This is a genomic window from Streptomyces sp. NPDC007929 (assembly GCF_042959065.1).
GTDB lineage: Bacteria > Actinomycetota > Actinomycetes > Streptomycetales > Streptomycetaceae > Streptomyces.
In genome coordinates, this window is record NZ_JBIBKD010000002.1 from 402,986 (window position 1) to 428,106 (window position 25,121).

25 protein-coding genes and 1 tRNA gene are annotated in these 25,121 nt (G+C 67.9%); 19 read left to right on the plus strand and 7 right to left on the minus strand.

Translation table 11 applies throughout. The features are described 5' to 3' along the window. The first annotated feature begins 641 nt into the window (after positions 1-641). Positions 642-1,226, plus strand: a complete 585-nt coding sequence (locus ACFZDE_RS06650) for a hypothetical protein (protein WP_391198007.1) — start codon at positions 642-644, stop codon at positions 1,224-1,226. A gap of 164 nt (positions 1,227-1,390) precedes the next feature. On the opposite strand, the gene ACFZDE_RS06655 is transcribed toward ACFZDE_RS06650, so the two are convergent. Together ACFZDE_RS06655 and ACFZDE_RS06660 are read right to left on the minus strand one after the other, a co-directional pair. Continuing rightward, positions 1,391-1,987 carry a DUF4276 family protein gene (locus tag ACFZDE_RS06655; RefSeq protein WP_391198010.1) on the minus strand — a complete coding sequence of 199 codons (597 nt, stop codon included), beginning with the start codon at positions 1,985-1,987 and terminating at the stop codon, positions 1,391-1,393. Further along, positions 1,984-3,165 carry an AAA family ATPase gene (locus tag ACFZDE_RS06660; protein ID WP_391198012.1) on the minus strand — a complete coding sequence of 394 codons (1,182 nt, stop codon included), beginning with the start codon at positions 3,163-3,165 and terminating at the stop codon, positions 1,984-1,986. The genes ACFZDE_RS06655 and ACFZDE_RS06660 overlap by 4 nt, the downstream gene beginning before the upstream one ends. A gap of 558 nt (positions 3,166-3,723) precedes the next feature. Between ACFZDE_RS06660 and ACFZDE_RS06665 the strand changes: the two genes are divergently transcribed. Then, on the plus strand, positions 3,724-4,518 hold the full coding sequence (locus tag ACFZDE_RS06665; protein ID WP_391198015.1) for an NUDIX domain-containing protein: 795 nt from the start codon (positions 3,724-3,726) through the stop codon (positions 4,516-4,518). On the opposite strand, the gene ACFZDE_RS06670 is transcribed toward ACFZDE_RS06665, so the two are convergent. Next, complete coding sequence (locus ACFZDE_RS06670; RefSeq protein WP_391198017.1) at positions 4,502-5,635, minus strand: XRE family transcriptional regulator; 1,134 nt, start codon at positions 5,633-5,635, stop codon at positions 4,502-4,504. The genes ACFZDE_RS06665 and ACFZDE_RS06670 overlap by 17 nt on opposite strands. A 331-nt stretch (positions 5,636-5,966) precedes the next feature. Here ACFZDE_RS06670 and ACFZDE_RS06675 point away from each other — a divergent pair, with 331 nt between their 5' ends. The 10 genes from ACFZDE_RS06675 (at position 5,967) to ACFZDE_RS06720 (ending at position 12,214) form a co-directional block, all read left to right on the plus strand. Then, positions 5,967-6,320, plus strand: coding sequence for a hypothetical protein (locus tag ACFZDE_RS06675; protein WP_391198019.1), 354 nt, complete (start codon positions 5,967-5,969; stop codon positions 6,318-6,320). A gap of 2 nt (positions 6,321-6,322) precedes the next feature. After that, on the plus strand, positions 6,323-7,678 hold the full coding sequence (locus tag ACFZDE_RS06680; RefSeq protein ID WP_391198021.1) for an FtsK/SpoIIIE domain-containing protein: 1,356 nt from the start codon (positions 6,323-6,325) through the stop codon (positions 7,676-7,678). A gap of 83 nt (positions 7,679-7,761) precedes the next feature. Further along, complete coding sequence (locus tag ACFZDE_RS06685) at positions 7,762-8,442, plus strand: DUF2637 domain-containing protein (RefSeq protein WP_391198024.1); 681 nt, start codon at positions 7,762-7,764, stop codon at positions 8,440-8,442. Between the two features lie 21 nt (positions 8,443-8,463). After that, positions 8,464-8,655, plus strand: a complete 192-nt coding sequence (locus tag ACFZDE_RS06690; protein ID WP_391198027.1) for a mobile element transfer protein — start codon at positions 8,464-8,466, stop codon at positions 8,653-8,655. Positions 8,656-8,664: 9 nt separating this feature from the next. Further along, positions 8,665-8,820, plus strand: a complete 156-nt coding sequence (locus tag ACFZDE_RS06695) for a hypothetical protein (RefSeq protein ID WP_193505093.1) — start codon at positions 8,665-8,667, stop codon at positions 8,818-8,820. Positions 8,821-8,836: 16 nt separating this feature from the next. Next, positions 8,837-9,160 carry a SpdD-like protein gene (locus ACFZDE_RS06700; RefSeq protein ID WP_391198030.1) on the plus strand — a complete coding sequence of 108 codons (324 nt, stop codon included), beginning with the start codon at positions 8,837-8,839 and terminating at the stop codon, positions 9,158-9,160. Positions 9,161-9,248: 88 nt separating this feature from the next. Further along, the gene (locus ACFZDE_RS06705; RefSeq protein WP_391198032.1) at positions 9,249-9,437 is read left to right on the plus strand and encodes a hypothetical protein; all 189 of its coding nucleotides are present in this window, start codon (positions 9,249-9,251) and stop codon (positions 9,435-9,437) included. Next, positions 9,430-10,806, plus strand: a complete 1,377-nt coding sequence (gene repSA / locus ACFZDE_RS06710; protein WP_391198035.1) for a replication initiator protein RepSA — start codon at positions 9,430-9,432, stop codon at positions 10,804-10,806. The genes ACFZDE_RS06705 and repSA overlap by 8 nt, the downstream gene beginning before the upstream one ends. Further along, a complete protein-coding gene (locus tag ACFZDE_RS06715) occupies positions 10,803-10,991 on the plus strand; it encodes a helix-turn-helix domain-containing protein (protein ID WP_391198037.1) in 189 nt (62 codons plus the stop codon). The genes repSA and ACFZDE_RS06715 overlap by 4 nt, the downstream gene beginning before the upstream one ends. Further along, complete coding sequence (locus ACFZDE_RS06720; RefSeq protein WP_391198040.1) at positions 10,991-12,214, plus strand: tyrosine-type recombinase/integrase; 1,224 nt, start codon at positions 10,991-10,993, stop codon at positions 12,212-12,214. Before ACFZDE_RS06715 ends, ACFZDE_RS06720 begins: the two co-directional genes overlap by 1 nt. Positions 12,215-12,302: 88 nt before the next feature. Here ACFZDE_RS06720 and ACFZDE_RS06725 read toward each other — a convergent pair. Further along, positions 12,303-12,378, minus strand: a tRNA-Arg gene (locus ACFZDE_RS06725). A 321-nt stretch (positions 12,379-12,699) separates the two neighbouring features. On the opposite strand from ACFZDE_RS06725, the gene ACFZDE_RS06730 reads away from it, so the two are divergent. From ACFZDE_RS06730 to ACFZDE_RS06755, 6 genes are all read left to right on the plus strand, one after another. Beyond that, complete coding sequence (locus ACFZDE_RS06730) at positions 12,700-14,307, plus strand: dynamin family protein (protein ID WP_391006187.1); 1,608 nt, start codon at positions 12,700-12,702, stop codon at positions 14,305-14,307. A 3-nt stretch (positions 14,308-14,310) separates the two neighbouring features. Further along, the gene (locus ACFZDE_RS06735) at positions 14,311-16,410 is read left to right on the plus strand and encodes a GTP-binding protein (protein ID WP_391198043.1); all 2,100 of its coding nucleotides are present in this window, start codon (positions 14,311-14,313) and stop codon (positions 16,408-16,410) included. 187 nt (positions 16,411-16,597) lie between these two features. Further along, positions 16,598-17,083 carry a single-stranded DNA-binding protein gene (locus ACFZDE_RS06740; RefSeq protein WP_391198046.1) on the plus strand — a complete coding sequence of 162 codons (486 nt, stop codon included), beginning with the start codon at positions 16,598-16,600 and terminating at the stop codon, positions 17,081-17,083. Positions 17,084-17,360: 277 nt separating this feature from the next. Continuing rightward, on the plus strand, positions 17,361-18,845 hold the full coding sequence (locus tag ACFZDE_RS06745; protein ID WP_391198048.1) for a Cys-Gln thioester bond-forming surface protein: 1,485 nt from the start codon (positions 17,361-17,363) through the stop codon (positions 18,843-18,845). Between the two features lie 285 nt (positions 18,846-19,130). After that, the gene (locus ACFZDE_RS06750) at positions 19,131-19,496 is read left to right on the plus strand and encodes a MerR family transcriptional regulator (RefSeq protein ID WP_391198050.1); all 366 of its coding nucleotides are present in this window, start codon (positions 19,131-19,133) and stop codon (positions 19,494-19,496) included. A gap of 46 nt (positions 19,497-19,542) precedes the next feature. Then, positions 19,543-20,559: a zinc-binding dehydrogenase gene (locus ACFZDE_RS06755; protein ID WP_391198053.1), complete on the plus strand. Its 1,017-nt coding sequence runs from the start codon at positions 19,543-19,545 to the stop codon at positions 20,557-20,559. A gap of 267 nt (positions 20,560-20,826) precedes the next feature. Here the strand turns inward: ACFZDE_RS06755 and ACFZDE_RS06760 are convergent, their stop codons facing one another. Further along, positions 20,827-22,149: a tyrosine-type recombinase/integrase gene (locus ACFZDE_RS06760; RefSeq protein ID WP_391198055.1), complete on the minus strand. Its 1,323-nt coding sequence runs from the start codon at positions 22,147-22,149 to the stop codon at positions 20,827-20,829. A gap of 166 nt (positions 22,150-22,315) precedes the next feature. On the opposite strand from ACFZDE_RS06760, the gene ACFZDE_RS06765 reads away from it, so the two are divergent. Next, entirely contained in the window at positions 22,316-22,441 is a 126-nt protein-coding gene (locus tag ACFZDE_RS06765; protein ID WP_391198057.1) for an RICIN domain-containing protein, read from the plus strand. Positions 22,442-22,609: 168 nt separating this feature from the next. Here ACFZDE_RS06765 and ACFZDE_RS06770 read toward each other — a convergent pair whose 3' ends face one another. Further along, positions 22,610-23,785 carry an acyltransferase family protein gene (locus ACFZDE_RS06770; RefSeq protein ID WP_391198058.1) on the minus strand — a complete coding sequence of 392 codons (1,176 nt, stop codon included), beginning with the start codon at positions 23,783-23,785 and terminating at the stop codon, positions 22,610-22,612. 422 nt (positions 23,786-24,207) lie between these two features. Next, a complete protein-coding gene (locus ACFZDE_RS06775) occupies positions 24,208-24,753 on the minus strand; it encodes an RICIN domain-containing protein (protein WP_391198059.1) in 546 nt (181 codons plus the stop codon). Between the last annotated feature and the right edge of the window lie 368 nt (positions 24,754-25,121).

The following is a 25,121-nucleotide window of genomic DNA, read 5'->3' on the forward strand; positions in this document are numbered from 1 at the left end:
GCGTGGGTAAGTGCCAGCCGCCGTCCATGACGGCGGCCGCCGTCTGCGCGGCCGAGGGCGATGCTTGTGACCGACCACAGACCGTGGCGTTGGTGAGCGGTTCGATGGCAAGAGACCGCACTGAAACTTCCGGGAAATCTTCGGGAAGAACACCCGCCGAGGGCCGGACGAAATCGTCCCCAGCCGGACACCAGCCGACTCCGCCCGAGGGGCCACCCGCACTCGCGAAGCTGCTCCGCCGGGCCCGATAAACGGCCTCTGAACAGCAAAAACGCCCTCCCGAAGGAGGGCGGAAAGAGGGCGCCCCCGGCAGGACTCGAACCTGCGGCCAAGCGCTTAGAAGATGCGGGCAAGTCCCGGTAGGACGACCTTATGGGCCTACGCAGGCACCGTGCTGGACTGCTGGATGCTGCTGTCGTCCGCAGTCGTTGCCGTCAGGATTGCCGTCACCGCGAGCGATCGGGCCGGGAGGACGTCCGCTGCTGTTGGAACGCGAGCGGGTAAGTGCGGTGAACCCTCGTCAGGTGGTGTGCGCTCCCTTTGTGCGCTGGTTGCGACCTTGTGTGACTCGCCTGGACGCAGCACGGTTTAGGTGGACGCTGCTCGGTGCCTGCAAGACCACCAGGGAAGGGCGGTACGTTGTGGGTTCAGCCAGTCAGTGGGCACGCGAGACCTTAGGGGACATAGCCAGCGAACTGGCCGATGTCATCCCAGCCTGCCTGGTCCGGGCCCATGATCGAGCACGCACCGGGCAGGAGGGTGTGCACACCCAGACGCTCGAAGCCTACGGACACGGGCTCTACGCGGTGCAATACGAGGAACTGGCTGCCGGCATCTCCGGACTCGGGGAACCAGTGCGTCTGCAAGGACGCACGATGATGCTCGTCCGCAACCACCTGATTTACCCCCTCCGCTACGCGAAGAAGGACGTGCCCGTCACGGCTGCACGCCTCCGTCGGGCCACAGGCTTCCGAGCGGACCTGATCCGACGCCACGGCCCGACTCCCCTACAGCCAGCATTCGACCTGGACTGGGGAGAACTTGACGACTCCGAGATACACCCAGACCTGGAGCTGCTCCCCGAAGACGTGCAACTCGTCCTCGTCGCTTACGCCTGCTCTATGGAGCAGGGTGTCATGCGCATTGAGTGGGGTTCTGCGGAACTGCGCCGCGAGGATCGGTATCTGCTCTGGCACCGTCACGAGCCGCTCCCCATCGCAGGTTGACCTGGGAGCGTCGCTTAAGGACCTGCGTAACCGGTCGCCGTAGGTCACTACTGAGCGGCCTAGGACGGCCCAAAGGCGGCCCGAGGTGGTCACCTCCCACCCCGAACCCTGCCACGCTCGCCACGCCGCGGACCGATCGAGTGCCTGGCTCCCCACCTCGGGGCCTAGGGGGCCAATCCGCTCAGCTTCTCGACAGCATGGACCATTCTTCGAAACGAGCGACTCTTTTCAGATGCCGCGGCCAAGTCAATCAGTGATGAGAATTTCGCTTGATGCAAGGTCTCCCTATAGGATTCATGCATCATGGACTCCAACTGGCCCTTGGCGCTTCTTCTTTTCTCCGGATTTGATGGAGTGGTCGCATCGTCACGGACAGATGGATGCTCCCGAACGGATTCCATGGAGGCAAGAAACCACGTTTCATACTCGTGATAAGCGATCACGACCTCCACGGACACTGCGAATCTCCCCGCATCTGGAGCTATCAGCTTAGCCAGCTCCACCGGGCAGCGAATGTCGCTGTCGTCACCGTCACGCAAAATCAGAACTCCACCTTTTCGAGCTCTAACCCTAGCCTCTTGCAGGCGGATTGCCTTTTCCAGCTCCTCAGGCTTCCTCATTTTCCCTGAGTCGAGCCTGAACGGTTGGGCCACTTCGATCCAAACGCCGTGTTTCTCTCCGATCAAACTGATCAGCTGTCGTACGGCTGTAACTTCACCATGTCCTTCGACGATGGGAGCCAGGATTGGAGCTTGGGTCACGATGCGACTCCGGGAAGAAGCTGGTCGTTACGAAGGAGCTCTCCTGGCGTGTATAGGTGCTCACGAAGGGCCAATGCCCCGGCTTCATCCAACTCGCCGATTCGCGTTTCTCCGGCGATGGAGCGAACTGCACGGATTTCCTTCAGGTTGAAGTCGTCTCGATCTAGCAGATCAGGACTGTGGCTGGTGACGATCACCTGGCGACGTTCACTTGCGTCACGCAGCGCATCAAGCAAGACACCGGCCGCCGCTGGGTGCAATGCACTTTCCGGTTCTTCGATTCCGACTGTACTGAGAGTAGATCCCGTGCCTGCAAATAGGGAAACCAGGACACCGAGCGCACGCAAGGTGCCATCGGAAACAGATTGAGCTTGGAACCGCCACGGATTCTTTGAACCCGGGACATCTTGATTGAATACCAAGGTTTCCCAGTTTCCAAGTTCAGAGCGCGAAACCCCATGCATCCCTGGCACGATATTCTGCAGGTAGCTTTCAATTCGCGCCTTATCTTGCCGACCGCGCTGACTGCGTTCTAGGCGGTGCAGCACACTGGCGATATTGGATCCGTCGCGGTGGAGGAAGTCTCCAGCGTCCGGGGTTTGTGGCTGTCGTATCACGTCAGGGTTCAAGCTAAATACACTCATGCCGGCAAGTCCATCAAAAACTGGGCGAAACACTTCCAGTCCGGCTGCGGAGACCAGATAAAGGCGCTGTTCGGTCGCTGGCGGCATCACGGGCTCGCTGTGTTCGGTTAGTTTTCCACTCTCAACCCGGAAATGAGCACGCGCAGGGAGTGGCCCATCCTCGTCTCGAGGTTCACTCCAAACATTGCAGTATTCTTTGGAGATTCGATATCCAAGGCCCTTTACGGCGCCCACCTCGAAGCCGTACTCGCCTGAAAAATCAGGGGACTCGAAGGATAGATCGATCGAGAAGTGGGTGGGGTGACCTGTGGAGCGGCGCCTAACCTCAGAGACTCCCCCGCGCGTGCGCAGTGCTTGGTCCAAGGAAGTCTGCAGGGACTCAGATACGAGCCTTAGGGCGTCCAGAAAGTTGCTCTTTCCTGAGCCGTTAGGGCCAACGAGCAGTAGGAGGCGCCCCAACTCAACGTTGGCTGCGGCGATGCTCCTGTAGTGCCGCAGCCGGACACGGGTGAGCGAGAAGTAGTTGTCCTGCATGCGATCAGTCTGGCATCGGCTAGGCAACGGATACGAGCATCCGGTCGATGTGCGCAGAGATCATGCCTTGAGCAACAAGAACGCCGGGCGTTTCATCCGCTTTTGTGCGTACGTGCTAGTGCCAGCGACGCAGGTCGGCGGAGCGGCTTTGGGCTGGAGCTGCTTTGGGGCGAGTGATCATGGCCCCGTAAGCTTCCGGCGAGTCGGGCAGTCTGTGGACCTGCTCGTTAAAGCACGACGTTGGGGCCATGATCTTAGAGGCTCGCCCCAAAGTGGCTGCCTAAAGCCGTGGAGCCGACCGCCCCAGCCACAGAGGGTGTCTCCCCACATCTGCCCGCAGCCGCCGAGCGCGCCGCCGGGCGCGGCCAGCCGGGGCGCAGACAGGAGGCAGGCCGCGCCGCAGAGGCGGCGCGCGCCCGCGCCGCGCGCGGGCCTTGATGAAGTAGGGAAAGTTCTACCGCACGCTCCGCTGATCACCCCTGACGGCTGTCGCTCTCGCCCCCTAAGCTTGGGCATTGCATTGCAACGTCTAACGAGTGACGGAGGAGAGCTCACCGGATGGGACCGAAGTCAGAGCGGGTCTACCGCACGATCCGCGAGTGGATCTCGACGGGGAAGTACCTGCCTGGCTCCAAGATCCCATCGGAACGCACTCTGTCCGAAGAGCTGGGCATCGGCCGTACGGCTCTCCGCCAGGTGCTGGCCAGGCTCGTGGCTGAAGGTGCCATCGAGGTGCACGGTCGTAGCTCCTACCGCGTGCCTGATCGGTCCGTGACTACCCATGCGCCGACTGATGTCGAGCCGTGGCAGATCCATGGTGAGCGGACTCTGTACGACAACCGTTGGGTGAAGCTGAGCCTCGTCGACGTTGAGCCGCCGGGAGTCGACCGCTTCGAGCACCACGTAGTGAAGCTGCACCACGTCGCCATTGCGGCCGTGATCGACGACCAGGACCGCGTCTTGATGATGTGGCGCTATCGCTTCGTGCCACAGTCGTTCGGGTGGGAGCTCCCGGGAGGCATCGTCGACGCGGGGGAGGAGCCCCTGCAGACGGCGCTGCGTGAGGTCGAGGAAGAGACTGGCTGGCGGCCGGATTCCCTGGAGCACGTGGTCACGTATCAGCCGATGGTTGGCATGGTCGACTCACCACACGACATCTTCGTTGGCGCGGGCGCCAAGCTCGTGGGAGAGCCGACGGACCTGGAAGAGGCCGGACACATCGCGTGGGTGCCGCTCTCAGACATTCCTGGTCTCATGGCCCGGGGTGAACTCATGGGGTCGGGCACGCTGGTTGCCCTGCTGCACGTGCTGTCCTCGCGGTCCGCCGGCACTTCCCCTACATCCGCTGCGTGAGCTGCTCGACCCTCCGCCGATGACGCACTGATCCCGTACGGCTGGCTATCAAGCGGGCCTGGCGTAGGTGCTCGTGCGCCTGGTCGTGCTCGCCACGAGCCATGTGTGCCTGGGCTAGGTCGCAGCGCAGTCCGGCGGATGCCCGTATGAAGGTCGGGTCTGCCGTGTCGAGTGCCGTGTAGAGGCTCTCTACTGCCTCGTCGTCACCTATCAGGGCGAGAGCGCTTCCGCGCCACCGGGTGAGGTGTCCCTCGTTCAGGAAAATGCTCAACATGTCCGGGTCGCGGGCCGCATCTCCTGCGGGCAGGCTGCGTGCAGCCCGATCGAGTGCCCGTTGGCAGTCCTCCGGCAACCCTGCGCGAGCGCAGATCTCGGCTTCGGCCGCGTGCAGCCAAGCCGTTAGCCGCGGGGACATGGTTGTTCCTCCGAGGCGCTGCGCATCCCGTATCAGTTGGACGGCCATGGATGCTCGCCCCGCATCACAGAGGACGTACGCCTGCTCGGCTGTGGCGTGTGCGAGGTACATCGGCTCTTCGGCTTCCTTGGCGGCCCGCTTCCCCAGCTCGTAGTGCCGCCAGGCTCGTTCGACCGCACCCACGTCTAGTGCCTGCCATGCGGCCAGCGTCGCCGCTCCGGCCAGGGCTCGCGCAACCGGACGCCGGGTTTCGGGAAGGACCGCGAAGGTCAGGGCCTCTTCCAGCCTCGCAAGGTGTGCCGTCATCTCGTCGACCAATCCGGCTGCGCCCATCTGCCGGTCCATGGTTCGGAGCAACTCCGTCTGTTCCATGAACGTGCCGACCATGGTCAGGCTTAGGCTGCGGGCCGCATCGATCCGGCCCATCAGCTCGTCGTACCCATCTGCGGCGACCGGCTGGCCCGACTCCGCCGGCACTCCGGTCAGTTCGGCGTCTGTAACGCCGAGAAGCGTCCGAAGAATCTTCGCGTAGCGAGCCGAGATCTGGCGTCGGCCGTTCTCCCACTCGGAGACGTACACGCGCAAGCTGGCCGTTGATGCGACGTCCAAGAGGTGCTGACGCGCGTGTCGTTCAATCTCCCGAACGAGCCGCTCTTGCGACCACTCGCGTGCGTTCCTCGCCGCCCTGAGTCCGTTCGTCACGTCACGCCATCCTGCTCGTGTTCCGGGGACCTAATAGCAGCATGCCTCATATCTCCGCAGGTCGGCAGGGGTTAACGGGATAAGTGTTAACCCCTGTTGGCTACCGGGGCGTTGGCAGAAACGGTTCCCTAGAACCATCGCAGCAAGGCGAGTTGAGAAGCCAAAGCGGCGACAGCGCTTGACATCTGGTGCGCACCAGATGCAACCTTTTGGTGCGCACCAGTTGGGGCGCGACCTCGCAGCTTTGCTGCACTCATCTGTCAACGCACGGGAGCGGCGACCCACCGCCAAGCAAGTACGCCGCTCCCGCCCCTCTCAAGGGAGTTCCAGCATGCGTCAGATCCCCGTCGAGACGTCCGGCGCGACCGTGATGGTCGCCAAGGCACCGCAGCCCAAGGTGCGTGACCGTCGCACCGGCGAGATCGCACTCGACGCCGACGGCGTCAAGCTGATGACCGTGGACGTGATGTTCGCGGCCAACGACGAAGTCGAGATCCTGTCCATCACCGTCCCGGAGCCCGGCATCTCCAGCGACCTGGCCATGGGCACCCCGGTCGCGCTGACGGGGTTGATCGCCCGGCCGTGGGAGAACGAGTTCAACGGCCAGAAGCGCCACGGCATCGCCTTCCGCGCGGTCGCGGTCACCTCGCTGGCCGCCACCGGTGCGGCATCTGAGGCGGCCTGATCATGACCTGGTTCATGGTCGCTGTGGTTGTGGTCGTCGCCGCTGCGGGTCTCCTGCGGTGGCGGTGCCCCGCCTGGTACTGGCTGACCTTCGGGATCCTTGCCGCTATCGTGCGGGTCCTGGTCCGCTATGCCTCGGTCATGGACGCCTGCGGACTGACGGTTCCGCCCTCGCGCTGGCGGCTGGCGCTGGCCCGGGTGGCCAACCGGCCGGTGTCGGAGTCCCGTGTCCCGCGCATCCTGCGGTTACGGCCAACCCGGACCGGACTGGTCCTGCGTCTCAAGCTCCGACCGGGACAGGACGCCTTCGACGTCTCTGCCGCGACGGACCGGCTGCGCCACTCCTTCGGGATGTACGGCGTGACCTCACGCGAAGTCCGCTCCGGCATCGTTGAGGTGCGGATGACCGGCTACGACGTGCTCAAGCAGGTCCAGATGCCCGCGAAGGTCGACTCTGCTCCGATGCGGGTTCCGGTCGCGCTGCGGGAGGACGGATCAGTGCACTACCGCGACTACCGTGCCGTGCCGCACGGCCTGACCCTCGGTGCCACGGAGTCCGGCAAGTCCGTCTACCAGCGCAACCTTGTGGCCGGACTGGCCCCGATGGACGTCGCCCTGGTCGGCATCGACTGCAAGCAAGGTGTCGAGCTGTTCCCGCTGGCACGGCGCTTCTCGGCGCTGGCCGACAACCCCGACACCGCCCTGGAACTCCTGGAAGCGCTGGTGTCCCACATGGGGGAGGTCTACCAACTGATCCGGGCCGAGCAGCGCATCAGCGTCGCCGTGCCGGATGCGGAGATAGCCGCCGACATCTGGGACCTGCCCGCCGACATCCGCCCCGTCCCGGTCGTGGTCCTGGTCGACGAGGTCGCCGAACTCGCCCTGTTCGCCAGCAAGGACGAGGAGAAGCGCCGGGACCGGATCATCACCGCCCTGGTGCGTCTCGCCCAGCTCGGCCGCGCGGCCGGCATCTACCTGGAGATCTGCGGCCAGCGCTTCGGCTCCGAACTCGGCAAGGGAATCACCATGCTCCGCGCCCAGCTCACCGGCCGGACCGCCCACCGCGTCAACGACGAAACGAGCGCGAACATGGCCTTCGGCGACATCTCCCCGGACGCCGTCCTGGCCGCCATCCAAATCCCCGCCGAGACCCGCGGCATCGCGATCGCCGGGGACTCCACCGGGGGCTGGCACCGCATCCGCGCCCCGCACACCTCGCTGCGCCAGGCCGTGAACACCTGCAACAAGTACGCCGACCGCACCCCCGACGTGCCCGCCCTGGCCGCCTACCGGCCTGCGACTGGCCCGTTGCCCTCGGCCCGGGTGCCGCTGTCCAAGACAGCCCCCGCCACCGCCTGACCTTCCCCTGCTCCACCGGTCGGCGTGACCGCATCGCGCCAGGTCCCTACCCCTCCCATGCCACATCACCGGAAGGAGCCGTGATGGCCCGCCCCGCTCTCCGCGTCGACGCCGTCCTGGTCCAGGCCGTCATCGCCGGGGCGCTGTCCTTCGCCCACCTTCACGACCTGGCCGCCGCTGCCGGACAGGACGGCTGGAAAGCCTGGGCCTACCCGATCAGCGTGGACCTGCTCCTGGTCGCTGCCTGGCGGCGGCTCCGTGTCGATGGTCCGTCGCGGCTGGCCTGGTGCTGGTTCGTGATCGCCCTGGTCGCCTCCCTCGGCGCAAACGTCGCCACCGCCGGACTCCTCGACCTGACCAACGTCCCGGCCTGGCTGCGCATCCTCGTCGCCGCCTGGCCCGCCCTGGCCTTCATGGGCGGCACCCTCCTCGCCCACTCCGCCACAGACCCGGTGCCGGATCCGCCGGCACCCGCAGCCCCGGCCACCGAGCCGCACCCCGAGCCGGTCACCGAGACCGAACCAGAGAGTGAGCCCGAGCTGGCCCCGGCGGTCGACGACACTCCCGCACTCCCGGCTGCGGAGCCCGCCCCGGCCGAGCCCGCTCCTGCTGTGCCGGTCCCGGCCGCGCTGGTCGACCACGCCCGCAAGGTCGCCGACGACCACCACGCCCGCACCGGCTCGCCGATCGACACCGACACCCTGCGCGCCCGCCTCGGCGTCCCGCCCCAGCTCGCCGACGCCATCGCCGCCCAACTCGCCTGACCCGAAGGGAGAGACACCGTCATGCCCGCTCGTGACCACTTCCACTCCGTGATGCGGATCGGCCCGGTGCAGATCGGCACCCACCGCGACCGCAACGGCCAGACCAAGTACGCCGCCGTGTGCACCGCCGACCGCTGCGGCTGGTCCTCCGACTACTCCAGCCAGTCCGCTGCCCAGCTCGCCGCTCGCACCCACCGCTGCCGCGTCCGCTAGGAGGCCGCCATGCAGGTTCCGCTCTGGCTCGCGCTGCTCGTCGTCGGCTACCTCGGCGTCAAGCTCATCCGCCCGCCCGCCTGGCTCATCGCCGTTCTGCTGCTCGGCGGCTTCCTTCTCGCCGACAGCGTCCTGGCCCCCGCCATCGACACGTTCATCAAGTAGCGGAAGGAGACCGCTCATGTTCCGTCCGAAGATCCCGACCATGCCCACGCCGACCGGCCAGGTCACACCGCCTGCCGTGGTCGAGCCGACCACCATCGTCCCGGCCGCTCAGGTCTCGCCTCCTGCCCCGGTGGCCCCGGCCCCCGCGCCCTCTCGGCCGACGGTGCAGATCACTCCCGGCACCGCGCTCGCCCTCGTCGGCGGCGGTACCGCCGTGGTCCTGGTCGTCGGCGCCGTGCTGGTCTCCATGCTCCTGGCGGTCGCCATCACCGGCGCCTCGGTTGCCGTCTGCGCCGTTGTCCTGCGCTCCCTGCTCGCCTCGGAGACGAAGCGCCGCTGACCGGCCCCCGGGCGGCTCCGATACCGCCAAGCATCCGCCGCCCGGGCGCCGTCCCTGTCCGATCTCACAACCGGAAGGAACACCCAGCATGACGCACCCCGCCGCCACGCCGACGCCCCGCATCTGCCCGAACTGCGACGGCTTCGCCACCGCCGCCATCACCACCGGCAGCCGCGACCAGCACGGCCACCGGCACACCATCACCGCCAACTGCCCGGCCTGCCAGGGCCACGGCACCGTCCCCGCCAACCGCGTCCGGGAGGCTGCGCGTGCCTGACCTGCTCGACCCGACCACCCTCGGCGACCTGCTGAGGGTGGCTTCGGCCTCTGACTATGACCGCTGGGAAGACCAGATCCGCCGCACCGGCGGCTGCTCCGACCCCATCCACCTCACCGGCTGGGTCCTCCAGAAGGACAAGACCACCGGCGAGACCCTGCACCACTACTCCACCACCAACGAACCGGGCGGACGCCTCCGTGTCGCCTGCGGAAACCGCCGCGCCTCCCGCTGCCCGTCCTGCGCCTGGACCTACGCGGGCGACACCTACCACCTCATCCGCGCGGGTCTCGCTGGTGATGACCGCCGCGATATCCCCGCCACCGTCCGGGATCACCCTCGGGTCTTCGCCACCCTCACCGCTCCCTCGTTCGGCCCGGTCCACAACCGGCCCGACCGGGGCGTCTGCCGCTGCGGCACCCGCCACGCCGCCGACGACCCTGCCCTCGGCACGGCCCTCGCCCCGGCGACGTACGACTACGCGGGCGCCGTGCTGTTCAACAACCATGCCGGGCAGCTCTGGCAGCGCTTCACCAACCGCCTCCGCCGCGAGATCGCCGCCCGCGCCGGCATCACCCAGCGGGAGCTGAAGGAGTGCGCCCGCCTCTCCTACGGCAAGGTCGCCGAATTCCAAAAGCGCGGCGCTCTGCACTTCCATGCCGTGATCCGCATCGACGGCCCCGACGGGCCCGAGACGGTCCCGCCGCCCTGGGCGACCGTCGACCTCCTCGCCGACGCGATCCGAGCAGCTGCCGCGCACTCCTACACCTCGGTCTCGGTCCCGGCCGCCGCCGACCAACCGGCCCGCACCTTCCGCTGGGGCACCCAGCTCGACGTCCGGCCCGTGAAGGCCTTCGGCGACGGCTCCGACATCACCGAACAGGCCGTCGCCTCGTACGTCGCCAAGTACGCCACCAAGGCCGCCGAGAACACCGGCACCCTGGACCGCCGTATCGGCGAACTCTCCGAACTCGACCGCCACGGCGTCCCGGACCACGCCCGCCGCCTCATCGAGGCCTGCAAGCAGCTCGACCCGCTCTACCCGGCACGGCGCCTGTGGGCCTGGGCTCACATGCTCGGCTTCCGCGGCCACTTCTCCTCCAAGTCCCGCCGCTACTCCACCACCCTCGGCGCCCTCCGCCAGGCCCGCGCCGACTACCGCGCCGCCGAGGAACACGCCGCCCTCGGCCTGGACGACCGCGAGCCGGACACCGTCCTGGTCCTGGCCGACTGGCAGTACGCCGGACACGGCCACACCCCCGGCGAATCCGTCCTCGCCGCCACCATCGCCCGCGACCTCCAACTCAACCGCGAAACCGCCCGCGAAGCCCTACGCGATCAACTCGCCCTGGAAGGAGCCGCAGCATGACCACCGCCACTCCCGAGCTGCTGACCGTGCCCGAAGTCATGGCGCGGCTCCGGCTCGGCCGTTCCACCGTCTACGACCTGATCCGCTCCCGCCGTCTGGTCTCCATCACGGTCGGCCGTTGCCGCCGCATTCCCGCCGATGCCCTGAGCGACTTCATAACCCGCGAACTCGAGGAGGCTGCCTGATGGCTAAGCGCAATCCCAATGGCGAAGGCACCATCTACCGTCGCAAGGACGGCCGGTACGAGGGAGCGGGCTATGTCCTGATGCCGGACGGCACGTACAAGCGCCGACGGGTCTACGGCCACACCTGGGAGGAGGCTCGGAAGAAGCTCACCGAGCTGCTCTCCAAGAGCGACCAGGGCATTCCCGCGGCGGACACGACCGAGAGTCTCGGTACCTATCTCCCGTACTGGCTCGAGCACGTCGTGAACCACAAGGTGCGGCCTTCGACGGTCTACAGCTACAGCAAGTGCGTGAACGCGTACATCGTGCCCCGACTTGGAAAGAAGAAGCTCGCCCGGCTCTCAGCCAAAGACGTACGCCTCTTCCTCGACTGGGCCCGGCAGGCCTGCCAGTGCTGCGCTCAGGGACGTGATGCCGCTCGTCCGACCGGTGCGCGTCGCTGCTGTGCCGCCACCCCCAAGCGGTGCTGCGAGCGTCGGCTGTCGCCGCGCATGGTCCAGTACCTGCACGCGGTGCTGCGTAACGCCCTCCAGCACGCGGTCCGTGAGGAGCTGGTGCAGCGCAACGTCGCCAAGCTCGTGCAGGTCCAGACTCCTCGATACCGGGTTGGTCGCGGCCTGTCCGTCGCGGAGGGGAAGAAGCTCCTGGACGACGTGCGTGACGACCGGTTGAGTGCGGCGTACGTGCTCGCGCTGTACCTGGGGCTTCGGCGTGGCGAACTGCTTGGGCTCCACTGGTCGGACGTTGACCTGGATGGGGGATCGCTGGAGATCCGTACGGCCCTGCAGCGAGTTAACGGAGAGCTGACGCTCACCGCGCCCAAGACGCGTCGCTCAGAGCGCCCCGTACCGCTCCCGGCCGTGTGTGTCGACGCGCTCCGCCGGCACTTTGAGCGCCAGGCGGAAGAGCGCGAAGCCGCGGGGGAGCAGTGGCGGGAAACCGGCCTGGTCTTCACCACCCGGCGGGGGACTCCGATCGAGCCCCGGAATCTGAACCGGCACTTCTACCCGATCCGCGAGCGGCTCGGCCTAGACGTCCGCTTCCATGACCTGCGCCACACCTGTGTGACCTTGCTGCTGGGCCTCGGGATCCCGCCGCACATCGTCCGGGACATCGTCGGGCATAGCGCCCTGGACGTGACGATGAACATCTACGCGCACGCCGACATGACGGAGAAGCGGGCCGCTCTGGACAAGCTGGGGGACCTGCTGTCCGACGAGTGACGGGGTTTCGTTGCCGTCAGCGTTGCCGTCAGAGACACGAAACGCCCTGGAGGGGGATCCCCTCTGGGGCGTTTTTGCTGGTAGGAGGTGGCGCCCCCGGCAGGACTCGAACCTGCGGCCAAGCGCTTAGAAGGCGCCTGCTCTATCCACTGAGCTACGGGGGCCGGGTGTGGTGGCCTCTGTCCTGGTGCCCTGGTGGGGGCCGATCCGTGACGTTGCCGGGGACAAGGATAGGGCTCCCGCGTCCGTGTCCCTGTTGCTTCGCCTCCGTGGCTCGATGTGGAGGTTCAGTGAAGCGGTCCTGATAATCGCAGGCAGGTACGAATCGTGCACCGCTTTTGGCGTCCCACGCATCGGGTGTTGTGCACTCGTTATGCCTGGAGTGTGCCCGTGTCCCAGTCGTCCCTTCCATCCCTTGTGTTCTGTCGGCGCGCAGACATGCTCATATGCTTCAGAATTCCCCTAAAATTGGGCATTCTTCACATGTGGTGACCTTGGACGTACGGCCTCAGCTGCTCGACGCACTCTCCGCCCTGCGCGACCGTGTCGCCGCCGCACGCTTCCCGCTGCCCCTGGCGGGGGCCCCACGCGCGCGTGCCAACCGCGACGAACTCCTCGCGCAGCTCGACGACTACTTGGTGCCCCGCTTGCGGGAGCCCGAAGCGCCGCTTCTGGCCGTCGTGGGCGGGTCGACCGGAGCCGGAAAATCGACGCTCGTGAACTCCCTCGTGGGTCGGCGGGTCAGCGAGGCGGGCGTGCTGCGGCCGACGACACGCACCCCCGTGCTGGTCTGCCATCCGGAGGACCACCACTGGTTCAGCGGCATGAGAGTGCTGCCCGATCTCACCCGCGTCTGGGTACCCCAGCACGACTCCACCGACGACCTGCTGCTCCCCGGCGAGAACCCCGCGCGCGTGCTGCGCGTCGAGACCGCCGAGACCCTCCCGCCCGGCCTCGCCCTCCTCGACGCGCCCGACATCGACTCCCTGGTCGCCGACAACCGCGTCCTGGCCGCCGAGCTCATCTGCGCCGCCGACATCTGGGTGATGGTCACCACCGCAGCCCGCTACGCCGACGCCGTCCCCTGGCACATGCTGCGCACCGCCAAGGAGTACGACGTCACCCTCGTGACCGTGCTCGATCGCGTGCCCCACCAGGTGGTGAACGAGGTGTCACGGCAGTACGGGGCCCTGCTCACCAAGGCCGGACTCGGCGAGGTGCCGCGCTTCACCGTGCCCGAACTGCCCGAGTCCGCCTGGGGTGGCGGCCTCCTGCCCGCCTCCGCGGTCGCCCAGCTGCGCACCTGGCTGATCCACCAGGCCCAGGACCCCGCGGCCCGTCAGCACGTCCTCGCCCGTACGGCGTACGGCGTCCTCGACTCCCTCAAGTCACGCATGCCTGAGCTGGCCGGTGCCGCCGCCGCGCAGTACGCCGCCGCCCTCCGGCTCACCACCGCCGTCGAAGGGGCGTACGACAGCGAGCACGCGCGCGTGCGGGGCCGGTTGCAGAGCGGCGCGGTCCTCGCCGGCGACGCGCTCAAGCGCTGGCGCGCCTTCCCCCTGGACTGCACCGCCGCCGAACTCCTCGACGCGCTCGTGGAGAGCCTCAGCGCACTGCTGCTGTGCTCCGTCACCGCCGCCGACGAGCGCATCGACGACGCCTGGCGGCGCGAACCGGCCTCCGCCGCCCCGGAACTCGCCGCACGCGAGACCGGCGCGGACAACGCCGAGCACCGCATCGGACTCGCCGTACGGCGGTGGCGGCGGGAGCTCGAGGAGCACGCCGAGGACGAGGTCCGCGAACTCGACCGCACCCTCGCACCCGACCCCGAGCTGGTCGCCGCCCTGGTCGCCACCTCCCTGCTGGGCGGCCGCCGGGGCCGGATGGCCGGGGAGGGGCTCGCCGAGCGGATCGGCGCCCATGGCGCCCTGCGGCTGCGCGACCGGGCCGGGCGGCTGCTCACCGAGCATGTGGACCGCGTCCTGCACGCCGAGCGCGAGCGCAGGCTCGCCCCGCTCGACGCGCTCGACGTCCACCCCGAACCCCAGGCCGAGCTCATCGCCGCGCTGTCCGTACTGCAGAAGGAGAGGTGACCGGTGACCGCCGTCACTGACCAGGACCCCACCGAGCACACCGATCAGCCGGACGACGACACCCGCAGGCCGGACACGCGTAAGGACGCTCCCAGATCGCACGCCCCCAGATCGGGCGCCCCCGGATCGGACGCCCCCAGACCGGGCGCCCCCGGATCGGACGCCCCCAGACCGGGCGCCCCCGGATCGGACTCTCCCAGATCCGACGCCTCCAAGTCGGACACCCGTAGAGCCCGTCGGGCCTTCGCACGCACCACGGGCGCCCGCGAGGCAAACGCCCAGCACCCCGATGCCCGTAAGCCGGACGCCCGGCACCCGGACACCCGTAGGCCGGACGCCCAGGCCCCCGACGCCCGTAGGCCCGACGTCCAGCACCCGGACGCCCACAAGCCGGACGCCCGCCCCGCTCCCGACCCCTGGGACGACGGACTCATCGCACGCCGGGTCAACGAGACAGCCGAAGGAGACCGGTTCCCCATGACGGACAACCGCTCCGCCGCCCCGCAGACGATCACCCCCCTCGTCCACGACGGGTCACTGCGCTCCCGGCTCGAGGCCCTGCGCGAACTCGTCGGGCTCTCCCGCACCCGGCTCGACAGCCGGACGCTGTCGGAGGCAGGCCGGGTGCTCGACGAGGCGTCGGCGCGGCGCAGGCTCTCCGGGCAGCACACCGTCGTCGCCATCGCGGGCGCCACCGGCAGCGGCAAGTCGCAGCTGTTCAACGCGCTCGCCGGGGTGACCATCTCGGAGACGGGCGTACGCCGCCCCACCACCGCCGCGCCCATCGCGTGCAGTTGGAGCGACGGGGGAGCCGGCCTCATCGAACGGCTCGGCATCCCGCCCCGGCTGCGCCGCCGGCCGCTGCCGACCGGGGACGGCGAGTCGCCGCTGCGCGGACTCGTCCTCATCGACCTGCCCGACCACGACTCCGCGGCCGTACAGCACCGCCGGCACGTGGACCGCATCCTGGCGCTCGTCGACGCCGTCATCTGGGTCGTCGACCCGGAGAAGTACGCCGACGCCGTCCTCCACGAGCGCTATCTGCGGCCGATGGCGGCGCACGCCGAGGTCATGTTCGTCGTCCTCAACCAGGTCGACCGGCTGCCCGGGGAGGCCGCCGAGCAGGTCCTGGACGATCTGCGGCGGCTCCTCGACGAGGACGGCATCGCGCTCGGCGAGTACGGCGAACCGGGTACGACCGTGCTGGCGCTGTCCGCGCTCACCGGGGACGGCGTCGGCGAACTGCGCGAGGCACTCGGCCAGTTCGTATCGGAGCGCGGGGCACCGAACCGCCGTATCTCTGCCGACGTGGACATCGCCGCTGCCCGGCTCTGGCCCGTCTACGCCACGCGGCGCCGGACCGGACTCAGCGAACAGGCCAGGGAGGAGTTCTCCGACCGGCTCGCGGACGCGGTGGGCGCGACGGCGGCGGGTGAGGCGGCGGAACGCGCGTGGCTGCGCAACGCCAACCGCGCCTGCGGTACGCCCTGGTTGCGGCTGTGGCGCTGGTATCAGGACCGCGGCGAACCCACCACGGGCCGGCTCCCCGGACGCACCCAGTCCGACGAGGAGGCGACGGCCCGCCAGCGGGTCGAGCAGGCGGTACGGACCGTGGCCGACAGGGCGTCGGCCGGGCTGCCGGCGCCCTGGGCGCAAGCGGTGCGCGAGGCGGCCGTCCGCGGCTCGCAGGGGTTGCCGGAGGCGCTGGACGAGCTGACCGCGCGCGCGGGCGTGCCGGCGGGGCGGCCGCCGCGCCCGGGCTGGTGGCCGGTGGCCGTCCTCGTCCAGGCGGCCATGACGATCCTGCAGTTCCTGGGCGGGCTGTGGCTGCTGGGGCAGATCATCGGGGTCGTGGCGCCGAACCTGGGGGTGCCGGTGTTGCTGATGGTGATCGGGATCGTCGGCGGCCCGCTCATCGAGTGGAGCTGCAAGATGGCCGCCCGCGGCCCGGCCCGGCGCTACGGCCTGGAGGCGGAACGCCGGTTGCGGGAGGCGGCGGCGGGATGCGGCAGGGCACGGGTCCTGGACCCGGTGGCGGCGGAGCTGCTGCGGTACCGGGAAGTCCGGGAGCAGTACGGGAGGGTGGTCGGCACGGGGCGCTGACGGCCGTCCTGGCAGGGGCTCCGCACCCCTGTGGGTGACGGCGTTGTCCACAGGTCGGTCGGTGGTCCACAGCGCTCAGCGGGCCCGGCTCGGAGGCGGCAGTCTGGCAGACACAGCCGTACGGGACGGGCCCGTACGCGTGTCGGCCCGGCGCGGGTGCCGTGCTCCGGGCGAGGGAGGGTGCGCGATGAACGAGACGATGGTGTGCGCGGTCGGCAGGGTGGCGACGCAGCCGGTGTACCGGGAGGTGGCGTCCGGCCCCTCGGCGCGGTTCAGGATGGCGGTGACCGCGCGCTACTGGGACCGCGAGAAGAACACGTGGACGGACGGGCACACCAACTTCTTCACGGTGTGGGCCAACCGCCAGCTCGCCACGAACACGGCGGCGTCGCTCACGGTCGGCGACCCCGTGATCGTGCAGGGCAGGCTGAAGGTGCGGACCGACGTGCGCGAGGGACAGAGCTGGACGTCGGCGGACATCGACGCGGTGGCGATCGGCCACGACCTGGCCTGGGGCACCTCGGCCTTCAGGCGCGCGAGCAAGGCGGAGGCGGCGCCGGCACCGCCCTCGTCGACGCAACCCGAACCCAACTGGGAAACCCCGCCGGATGGTTCCGCGGATCCGGGAGAGGTTCGCGCGCAACACCCGCGGGAGGCACCGGTACTGACATGACGTCACTCACCGGCTCGTCTGCCCGAACTGTGGCATATCAACGAGTGCGCACCGAACGAGTCGGGGTGGATTTGTCGATACGCCCTGCTCACCAGGGATCTTGGCGATAACGATTCCGATTCGGATCACTTGTCCGACCGTCCGACCGCCGGGCGGGCTCGCCCGCGTCCCTAGGATGCCGGACATGGCTCTCGGGACTCTTGTGTCCGGTGAGTCCTCTGATTCTGCTGGTGGGACCGTCCCCCCACGTCAACGGTCCTGCTCGAAGGGGAATTTGGTGCTTGCTTCGTTCTCTGAGCTGTTCGTACGCAGGCGAGTGGCGGCCCGCCTCGCCACCGCGACCGTGCTGGCCGGGCTCGTCGCCGCGGGCGGGCTGGCCGCTGCCGGCCCGGCCGCCGCCGACGACGACACGACGCGGAGCCAGGGCGGAGCGGCCGCGACGATAGGCGGCCTCAAGACGTACGGCGCGGCCGTCATACACACCGGCACTGGCACCGGCACTGGCACCGGCACTGGCACCGGCACTGGCACTGGCGCGGACAGCGGCGCCGACTCCGGCACCGGCGAGCAGGAGATCTCCGCGGGCCTGTTCGAGATGTCCGTCGACGGCGGCGGCATGCTCCAGACGTACTGCGTCGACCTCCACAACCCCACACAGCGGGACGCCCGCTACCACGAGACCTCCTGGAGCAGCACGTCCCTGGGGGCCAACAAGGACGCCGGCAAGATCCGCTGGATCCTGCAGAACTCCTACCCGCAGGTCAACGACCTCACGACGCTCGCGCGCAAAGCGGGTGTGCGCGGAGCGCTGACCGAGCAGGACGCCGCGGCCGGGACGCAGGTGGCGATCTGGCGCTACTCGGACGACATCGCCGTCGACGCCCTCGACCCCCAGGCCGAGCAGCTCGCCGACTACCTGGAGAAGCACGCCCGCAACCTGCCCGAGCCCCGTGCCTCGCTCACCCTGGAGCCCTCCGCGGTCTCCGGGCGGCCGGGGGAACGGATCGGACCCGTGACGGTGCGCACCAACGCCGGCAGCGCGACGGTCACCCCGCCCGCGGACGCCGCCACGAGCGGAGTACGGGTCGTCGACGAGCAGGGCAAGTCCGTGACCTCCACGGCCGACGGCGGGCAGGTGTTCTTCGACGTCCCCGCGGACGCGGCGGCCGGTACGGCGGAACTGACCGTGCAGGCCTCGACGACCGTGCCCGTAGGCCGGGCCTTCGCCTCCGAGAGCCGCAGCCAGACACAGATCCTGGCCGGCTCCAGCGAGTCGACGGTGTCCGCGACAGCCGGGGCGACCTGGGCGAAGCAGGGCCCGGTCCCCGCGCTGACAGCGGCGAAGAACTGCGCCGAGGGCGGCGTCGACATCATCGCCTCCAACAAGGGCGACGAGCCGTTCACCTTCGAACTGGCCGGTCTGGAGCACACCATCGCCGCGGGCGAGTCCCGCACGGTGACGGTCCCGATCCAGGAGGACCAGGCCTACGACTTCACGATCCAGGGCCCGGGCGGCCTCAAGAAGCGCTTCACCGGCGTGCTGGACTGCCAGACCCGCGGCAGCGACACCGGCACCACCACCCAGACCCTCAGCGAACCGAGCCCGGCGACCGTGGGCGGTACGTCCCCCGACACCAACCTCGCCGAAACGGGCAGCTCCGGCATCACCCCGCTGATCGCGGGCGTCGCCATCGGCCTGGTCCTGATCGGCGGAACGACCCTGATCGTGCTGCGACGCAGGGAGGCGGCAACGGGGAAGTGACCGGCTCGGTGTGCACACCGTCGTCGACCGGGGCGCCGACGGAGGCCTGCACCCGCCGGCCCTTGAGCCCGCCCGAGCCCGACCCCAGCCCCCACCACGAACCCCCAGGTCAGCGCCCTCGCCCCATTCCCGGCACTGACCTGCGCCTGAAGAGGGTGTGGAGCTCGCCAGCAGTACCCACGGCTAGGTGTTGCGGGACATGCGGTTGTTGACGCCTGAGCAGGCCTTCAACTCGTCGCAGCGTGTGCCGGAAGTTTGCCGTGCCCTTGGGCGTTGGATGCATGTATGAAGATCAGCGATGCGTCCAGGGTCAGTGGCGTGAGTGCGCGGTCGTTGCGGCACTACGAGGACGAGGGCTTGATCGTCCCTGGCCGATTCAGCAACGGGTTCCGTGACTACTGCCAGTCCACCATCGACCGGGTGCTCGTCATCCGCTCGCTGCTGGAGTCTGGGCTGCCCGTGCGGCTGATCAGGGAAGTCCTGCCCGGCCTCACCGACGGGTCTGGTGCCGGTACCGATGTGGTGTGCGCGGAGTTCCTTCGCGAGGTGCAGAGCCATCGCGATCGGCTCGCGGCCCGCATCGCCGTGCTCAGCGATCAGCAGGCGGCGCTCGACGTCTACCTGCGAGAGGCCCGCCGTACCGATCTCTGACAGCGGCTTGACCTTGACGTAAGTGTCAGGCTCCTACGTTCGGTGCATGGAGATCAACAAGCAGCAGAACACCGTCGAGCAGACCGTGCGAGCACTGGTCCAGCACTCACACCGAGGACCGGAGGACCTGACTCTCACGACCGATCACCGCCGCCCCACCCCGGGGCCCGGCGAGTACCTGATCCGCGTCGGGGTAGCCGGGGTCAACTTCGCCGATGTCATGCAGACCCACGGCACCTACGGAGGAGGCCCGCAGGCACCCTACGTGGCGGGCTTCGAGGCCGCCGGCGAGATCGTGGGGGTCGGCCCGGACGTCGAGACTCCGTTGCAGCTCGGCACCCACGTCGTCGGAGCCGGACCGGGCGCCTTCGCGCAGTACATGACGATGCCGGCCGCGGGTGTGCTTCCCGTGCCCTCCGGCTGGAGCGACGCCGAAGCCCTCGGCCTGGTGCTGAACTGGGCCACCGCCTTGGCGGCACTGAAGCCGCTGGGCGAGACCAAGGCGGGTGAGGTAGTCCTCATACATGCCGCGGCCGGAGGCGTCGGGCAGGCCGCCGTCCGCCTCGCCCGCCATTACGGTGCACGCGTGATCGCCACGGCCTCACCGGGGAAGCATCACACAGTCAAAGGGCTCGGCGCCGACGAGGTCCTGGACAGCCGACGCCCCGACCTGGCCGAGGAGATCACCCGCCTGACCGACGGTGTCGACCTGGTCCTGGAATCAGTGGGACAGGCCACGTTCGAGACCAGCCTCTCCGTCGCCAAGCCCTTCACCGGACGCATCGTCGTGTTCGGCGCCGCCTCCGGCGACGCCACTCTCACCACCCACGACCTGGTGTTCACCCACCAGGTCCAAGTCAAGGGTCTGCACATCGGCGCACTGGCGGTCGCGGCCCCGTCCCTCTACCAGTCGTTGCTCGTCGAGATCGAGGCCCTTATCGCCGACGGCGTGTACCCACCCGGTACCCCCCACGTGCGTCCCTTGGCCGAGGGACCGGCGGTGCTGCGGCAACTCGAAGCGGGCCAGACCCGGGGCAAGCTTGCCCTCGATCCCTGGCGCTAGGAACGCCTGTGCTTCATCGGAATGCTCCGCTGTCCCCCGAGGGGGACTTCGGCTCGTGCAGCGTCGTCAGAACCGCCCGATCGCCCACGTGGCGGCCGACCCAAGTGATCACCCCTGGGCTCCCCGGCCGTGCGAGGGCGCCCGGGTCCGACCGACGGCGACCGACAGTGACAGGCGAGTCTCAGCCGTCCACCACAAAGACCCAGGTCAGGCCCGCGCAGCTATACGCGTTTCCACCCAGCCCTGGCGGTACGGCAAGATGGGGTGTTACTTGCCGCGAGAGGGCATGAAAGTGCCACTCACCAGCGGTTTTCTCGCCGATGAGGGGCCGTGTCTGGCAGCTTGGGCCGTCTCTGGGCCGTCGGGCGTCTCCGGGCCGTCATGAGCGTGACCGGCAGCCCGGTACATCGCGGAGATGGCTTTCCGGGTGCGGGTCTCGCTGGACGGCATGAGGTGCGTGTAGACGCGGAGGGTGAAGCCCGGATCGCTGTGGCCGAGGTAGAGGCTCAGGGCCTTGATGCTCTCTCCGGCGTCCAGGAGAACCGAGGCGTAGAAGTGGCGTAGGGCGTGCATGCCGTGCTCGCGGGCCGGTGCGTAGCGCTCGCCCTGTTCGGGGGCCGGGATGATGCCGGCGGATGCGAGGGCGGGTTTCCATGCCTGGTCGTTGAAGGCCTGGCTCCAGATGGCTGCGCCGATGCCGCTCGTGAAGACGAGCCGGTGCGTGACCTTGGGGCCGGTCGGGGTCAGCCAAGGCAAGGTCACCTCGACCGGCGGGAAGCGCTCCATGTGCTCGCGGAGCGCGGCCGACACTTCCGGGTCGAGCGGGACATCACGCAGCTTGCCACGCTTGGGCGGGGCGAAGACCAGCGTGCCGCGAACCTTCTTGATCTGCTGGCGAACGTAGAGCCAGCCGAGATCTCCGATGTTGTTGACGGCCAGGCCGAAGATCTCGCCCTGTCGCAGGCCGCACCCGGCGCCGAGGTCGACCATGGCCCTGTAGCGCTCGGGTAGTCCGGCGCGTACGCCGAAGACCTGACCAGCGGACCATGGATGCACGCGTGACGGCACTGGGCGAGGTGCCTTGACCGATCGAGCCCGGCAGGGGTTCGAAGCCAGGAGACGGTCATCCACGGCCGCGTTGAGCACCGAAGAGACCGCGTCGAAGATGAGGCGCCGGTACTGGGCGGACGCTACGGCGTCTTCGAGCTGGCGGTTCCAGTCGCGGATGTGCTCGGGCTGGAAGGATCCGATAGGGCGGGTTCCGAGGTAGGGCAGGGCGTGAAGGCGGAGCCTGCCTTCCACGGCGGCCCGGCTGGTCAGATCGGTCGTGAGGGCGGCCAGCCAACGGTCGGTGTACTCGCGGAAGGTGGTGCGAGCGGCCCTCGGGTCGATGTACTGCCCACGGGCCATGTCGGCTTCTACGTTGGTCAGCCAGGTGTCCGCCAAGCGCTTCTGCTTGTCCGGGAAGCTCTTCGACTTCTCTGTGCCGTCCGGGCCGATGTAGCGGGCGCGGTAGCGCATGCCCGTACCGTGGCGGTCTGTCTTGACCTTGCGTGTCTTGCCGTCCGGGCCGACCTCATTCCGGTTCATGCGGCAGCTTCACCAACCTCGAGAATATAGGCTCACGCAAGAGTCTCGGATCGACGGCGCCAGCACGGCAGCCGGCGCGGCAGCCATCCAGGCGAATCCCGCTGAACACGTAAATCAGGACTGGCAGTTCATCACCAACTCTTCGCACCTCGACGGGTAGTACGCGTTGAAGAACCACAACAGCGGGAAGTGCCTAAGCATTTCGGGCGCGAGTATCGCGAACGGCACGCAGCCCGCCCAACGCAACTACGGTGACTCACAGGACCAGCTCTGGAGGATCATCGACCGTTGACTGAGTGGACATTGACGGTTCCGACTTACCTTTCCCGGCGGGCGTGGTCCGAGCCCTAAAGTTGGCCGTCTTTGGCCATCAGAAGCCGCCGTCACAACGCCCCGAACCTTCGCCCGGGGCATTGTGACTTGTTACAGCAGAATTCGGCATGCCGCAGAACAACGCTCGTCACGGCGGATTCATGCGTCGTGCAAGCTTCCATCCCCATCTCTGGCTGGGCGCTTCGATGTAACGGTAAGTCAGTATGCACAGCGGCAACAGCACGACGTAAAATGTCACTTCGAGGACCAGATTATCCTGCGGCCGCCGACCGACTGTTCCATCGCTCACCGCCAGCAGCACTGGATGCACGAGGTAGACCGAGTAACTGATCGTCCCCAGTCCCACCAGCCAGCCTGGTAGCTGTCGGCGACGCAACGCCAGTCCGACCCCGAAGGTAAGCATGGCGAGCAGGAACGCAACGATCCAGCCCCGCCGTGTGAAATGGTTTCCGTCGCCGTGCCAGTACGCGCTCGCCACGGCGCAGGCCACCACCACGATGGCTGTGCAGGCTGCGTACCGCCAGGTGCTCTGACCATGCTCGGCCCGGTAAACGGCGGTGCCGAGGAACATCACGGCGAGGATAACCAAGCCCTCCCATATAGGGACCGTGCCGTTGAGAGGGACCAAGACGAGCGCCAGCACCCCACCCAATAGGCCTCCGAACACGCGAAGCACAGGTGCCGTGGCGCTCGCGCAGCAGATGCTGACCACCATGGCGATCGAGGCGAGCGCGATGAGCGGGCCGGTGCCGATCACGCCTGAGAGGGCGGATTCCGGCAACATAACCCCCGCTGTCACGCTCACGGCGGCGAGCATCGCCAATGTCGCGGCGACCGCCGCCGACCGTTTATGCAGGCGGACAGTGAAAAGACCGACGACCAGCAAGTAGAAGGCCATCTCATACGAAAGCGTCCACAGGACGAGAAGAAGATTAGGCGTCCCCAACAGCTCCTGGAGCAGGGTTACATGGGCGACGGCGACCGTAGCAACACTCTGCCCATCGAAGTCGCGAATTTCTGCAAACCCCAGCAGGCCAGCGGCAAGGATCGCGGTTACGACAGCCGTCCACAGCGGGTAGATGCGAAACACACGTCCGATCCAGAACGTCCGGATGCAGCCCCGACGTTCCAACGACGCGGGGATGATGTAGCCGCTCACGAGAAAGAACACCATGATGCCGTATCGGCTGGTGTTGAACTCCGGCATCAGCTCCTGCCGGAACTCCGCCAGGAACGAGTACGACGAGTGGTCGAAGACCACGACGAGTGCCGCGAGACCACGCAACGCGTCCAGCCAGCCCATCCGCAACGGACCGACTGGCGCCGCAGATGGCTTTGTTGGCGCTGAGGGTAGCCGCTCGAGCGGCGGAGAGACGGAAACTGGGGGCTCCATACCCATTCTCACGTGCCATTCGTCATCGGTGTTCAACTGCACACCAACCATGGGTCGGTAGGCCTCGGATAGCAGCAGTCGCGCTGGTGAGGCAGCCCTGAGCGGCGCACTCCTAGTGCGACGCGGCGGATCATACCGTGCAACTATCCTGCTCCTGCTGACCTGCCGTGGCATCGCATGCGGAAGATCCGCCCGGAGCGCAGTGCGTCCCAGACGGACAGGGTCCGGGACGCACCGACAGCAGATGTGGCGGGAACTGCCCAGGCTAACGGGAGAAACCGGAACGCAGGCGACGTGCGCGCGGGCCGGAATCTTCCATGACCGCTCAGTGATTACACGGGCACAGTGTCCCACTTCTGGTTGGCCGACCCGTCGCAGGGGAACTGGGCAGCCTGAGCGCCGTTAGCCTCACTTGCGCCTGAAATTCCCAGGCACAGGCCACTCTTGCGATTCTTCAATGCAAACCATTCCCCGTACCAAATCTTTGTCCAGTCCTGGTTCGCGTCACTGGACGGATTTGCCGTAATAGCCGCCGCGCCGGACGAGCTGCTGGCACCGTTGATACCGAGATTCTTCTTCGACTCCCAGTTCTCCCAGCCATAGAGGGTGCCACCCGTGTTCAGGATGGTGCTCCAAAATTGCAGGTAATTGTCGTTCTTGGACTGCTGGACAACTCTGGCGCCGTTGGCAGAGCTTACGGCCTGCAGGTACTTTCCAGACTTGTAGTTCTTGAGCCGAACAGTGGCGCCGGCCGCGGCGCTGGGCGCCTTCGGGTCACTGCTCTGCGGCGAAGCCTGAGCGATCGCTGGGCTGGCTACCGCCAGCAGCGCTCCGGCCAGCATGGCTGCGACGGTATTCCTGCCAAGTGTTGCGCGCATGAAATGAACTCCAGTTTCGTGTTTCACGTGCTACGAGGTGAGTGCTCAGCGGGCCGTCGAAGGGCGCTCGAAAAAACGCTGACTTGACGACGCATGCCTGCCATGTCGAATTTGACGAGAATCCGTACCTGATCCCTTACGTAGCGCGATTGGCCGCGAGACGCCCAGCACCATCAGTGCCCCGCCGAAACCGCCGCGACGGCATCTCTCGTACCCACCATGCGTACGCTAGAACTAGGTCTCCTCACCTTTGATGATCTTGATGTTGCCCGGAGTACTCAAGCAGGGCCACCACAGAGTTCGCTACGTGTTCGAACAATTTGGCTGAAAACGTTTACTCGATAGCGGGTTCGACGTGCACGTGCACT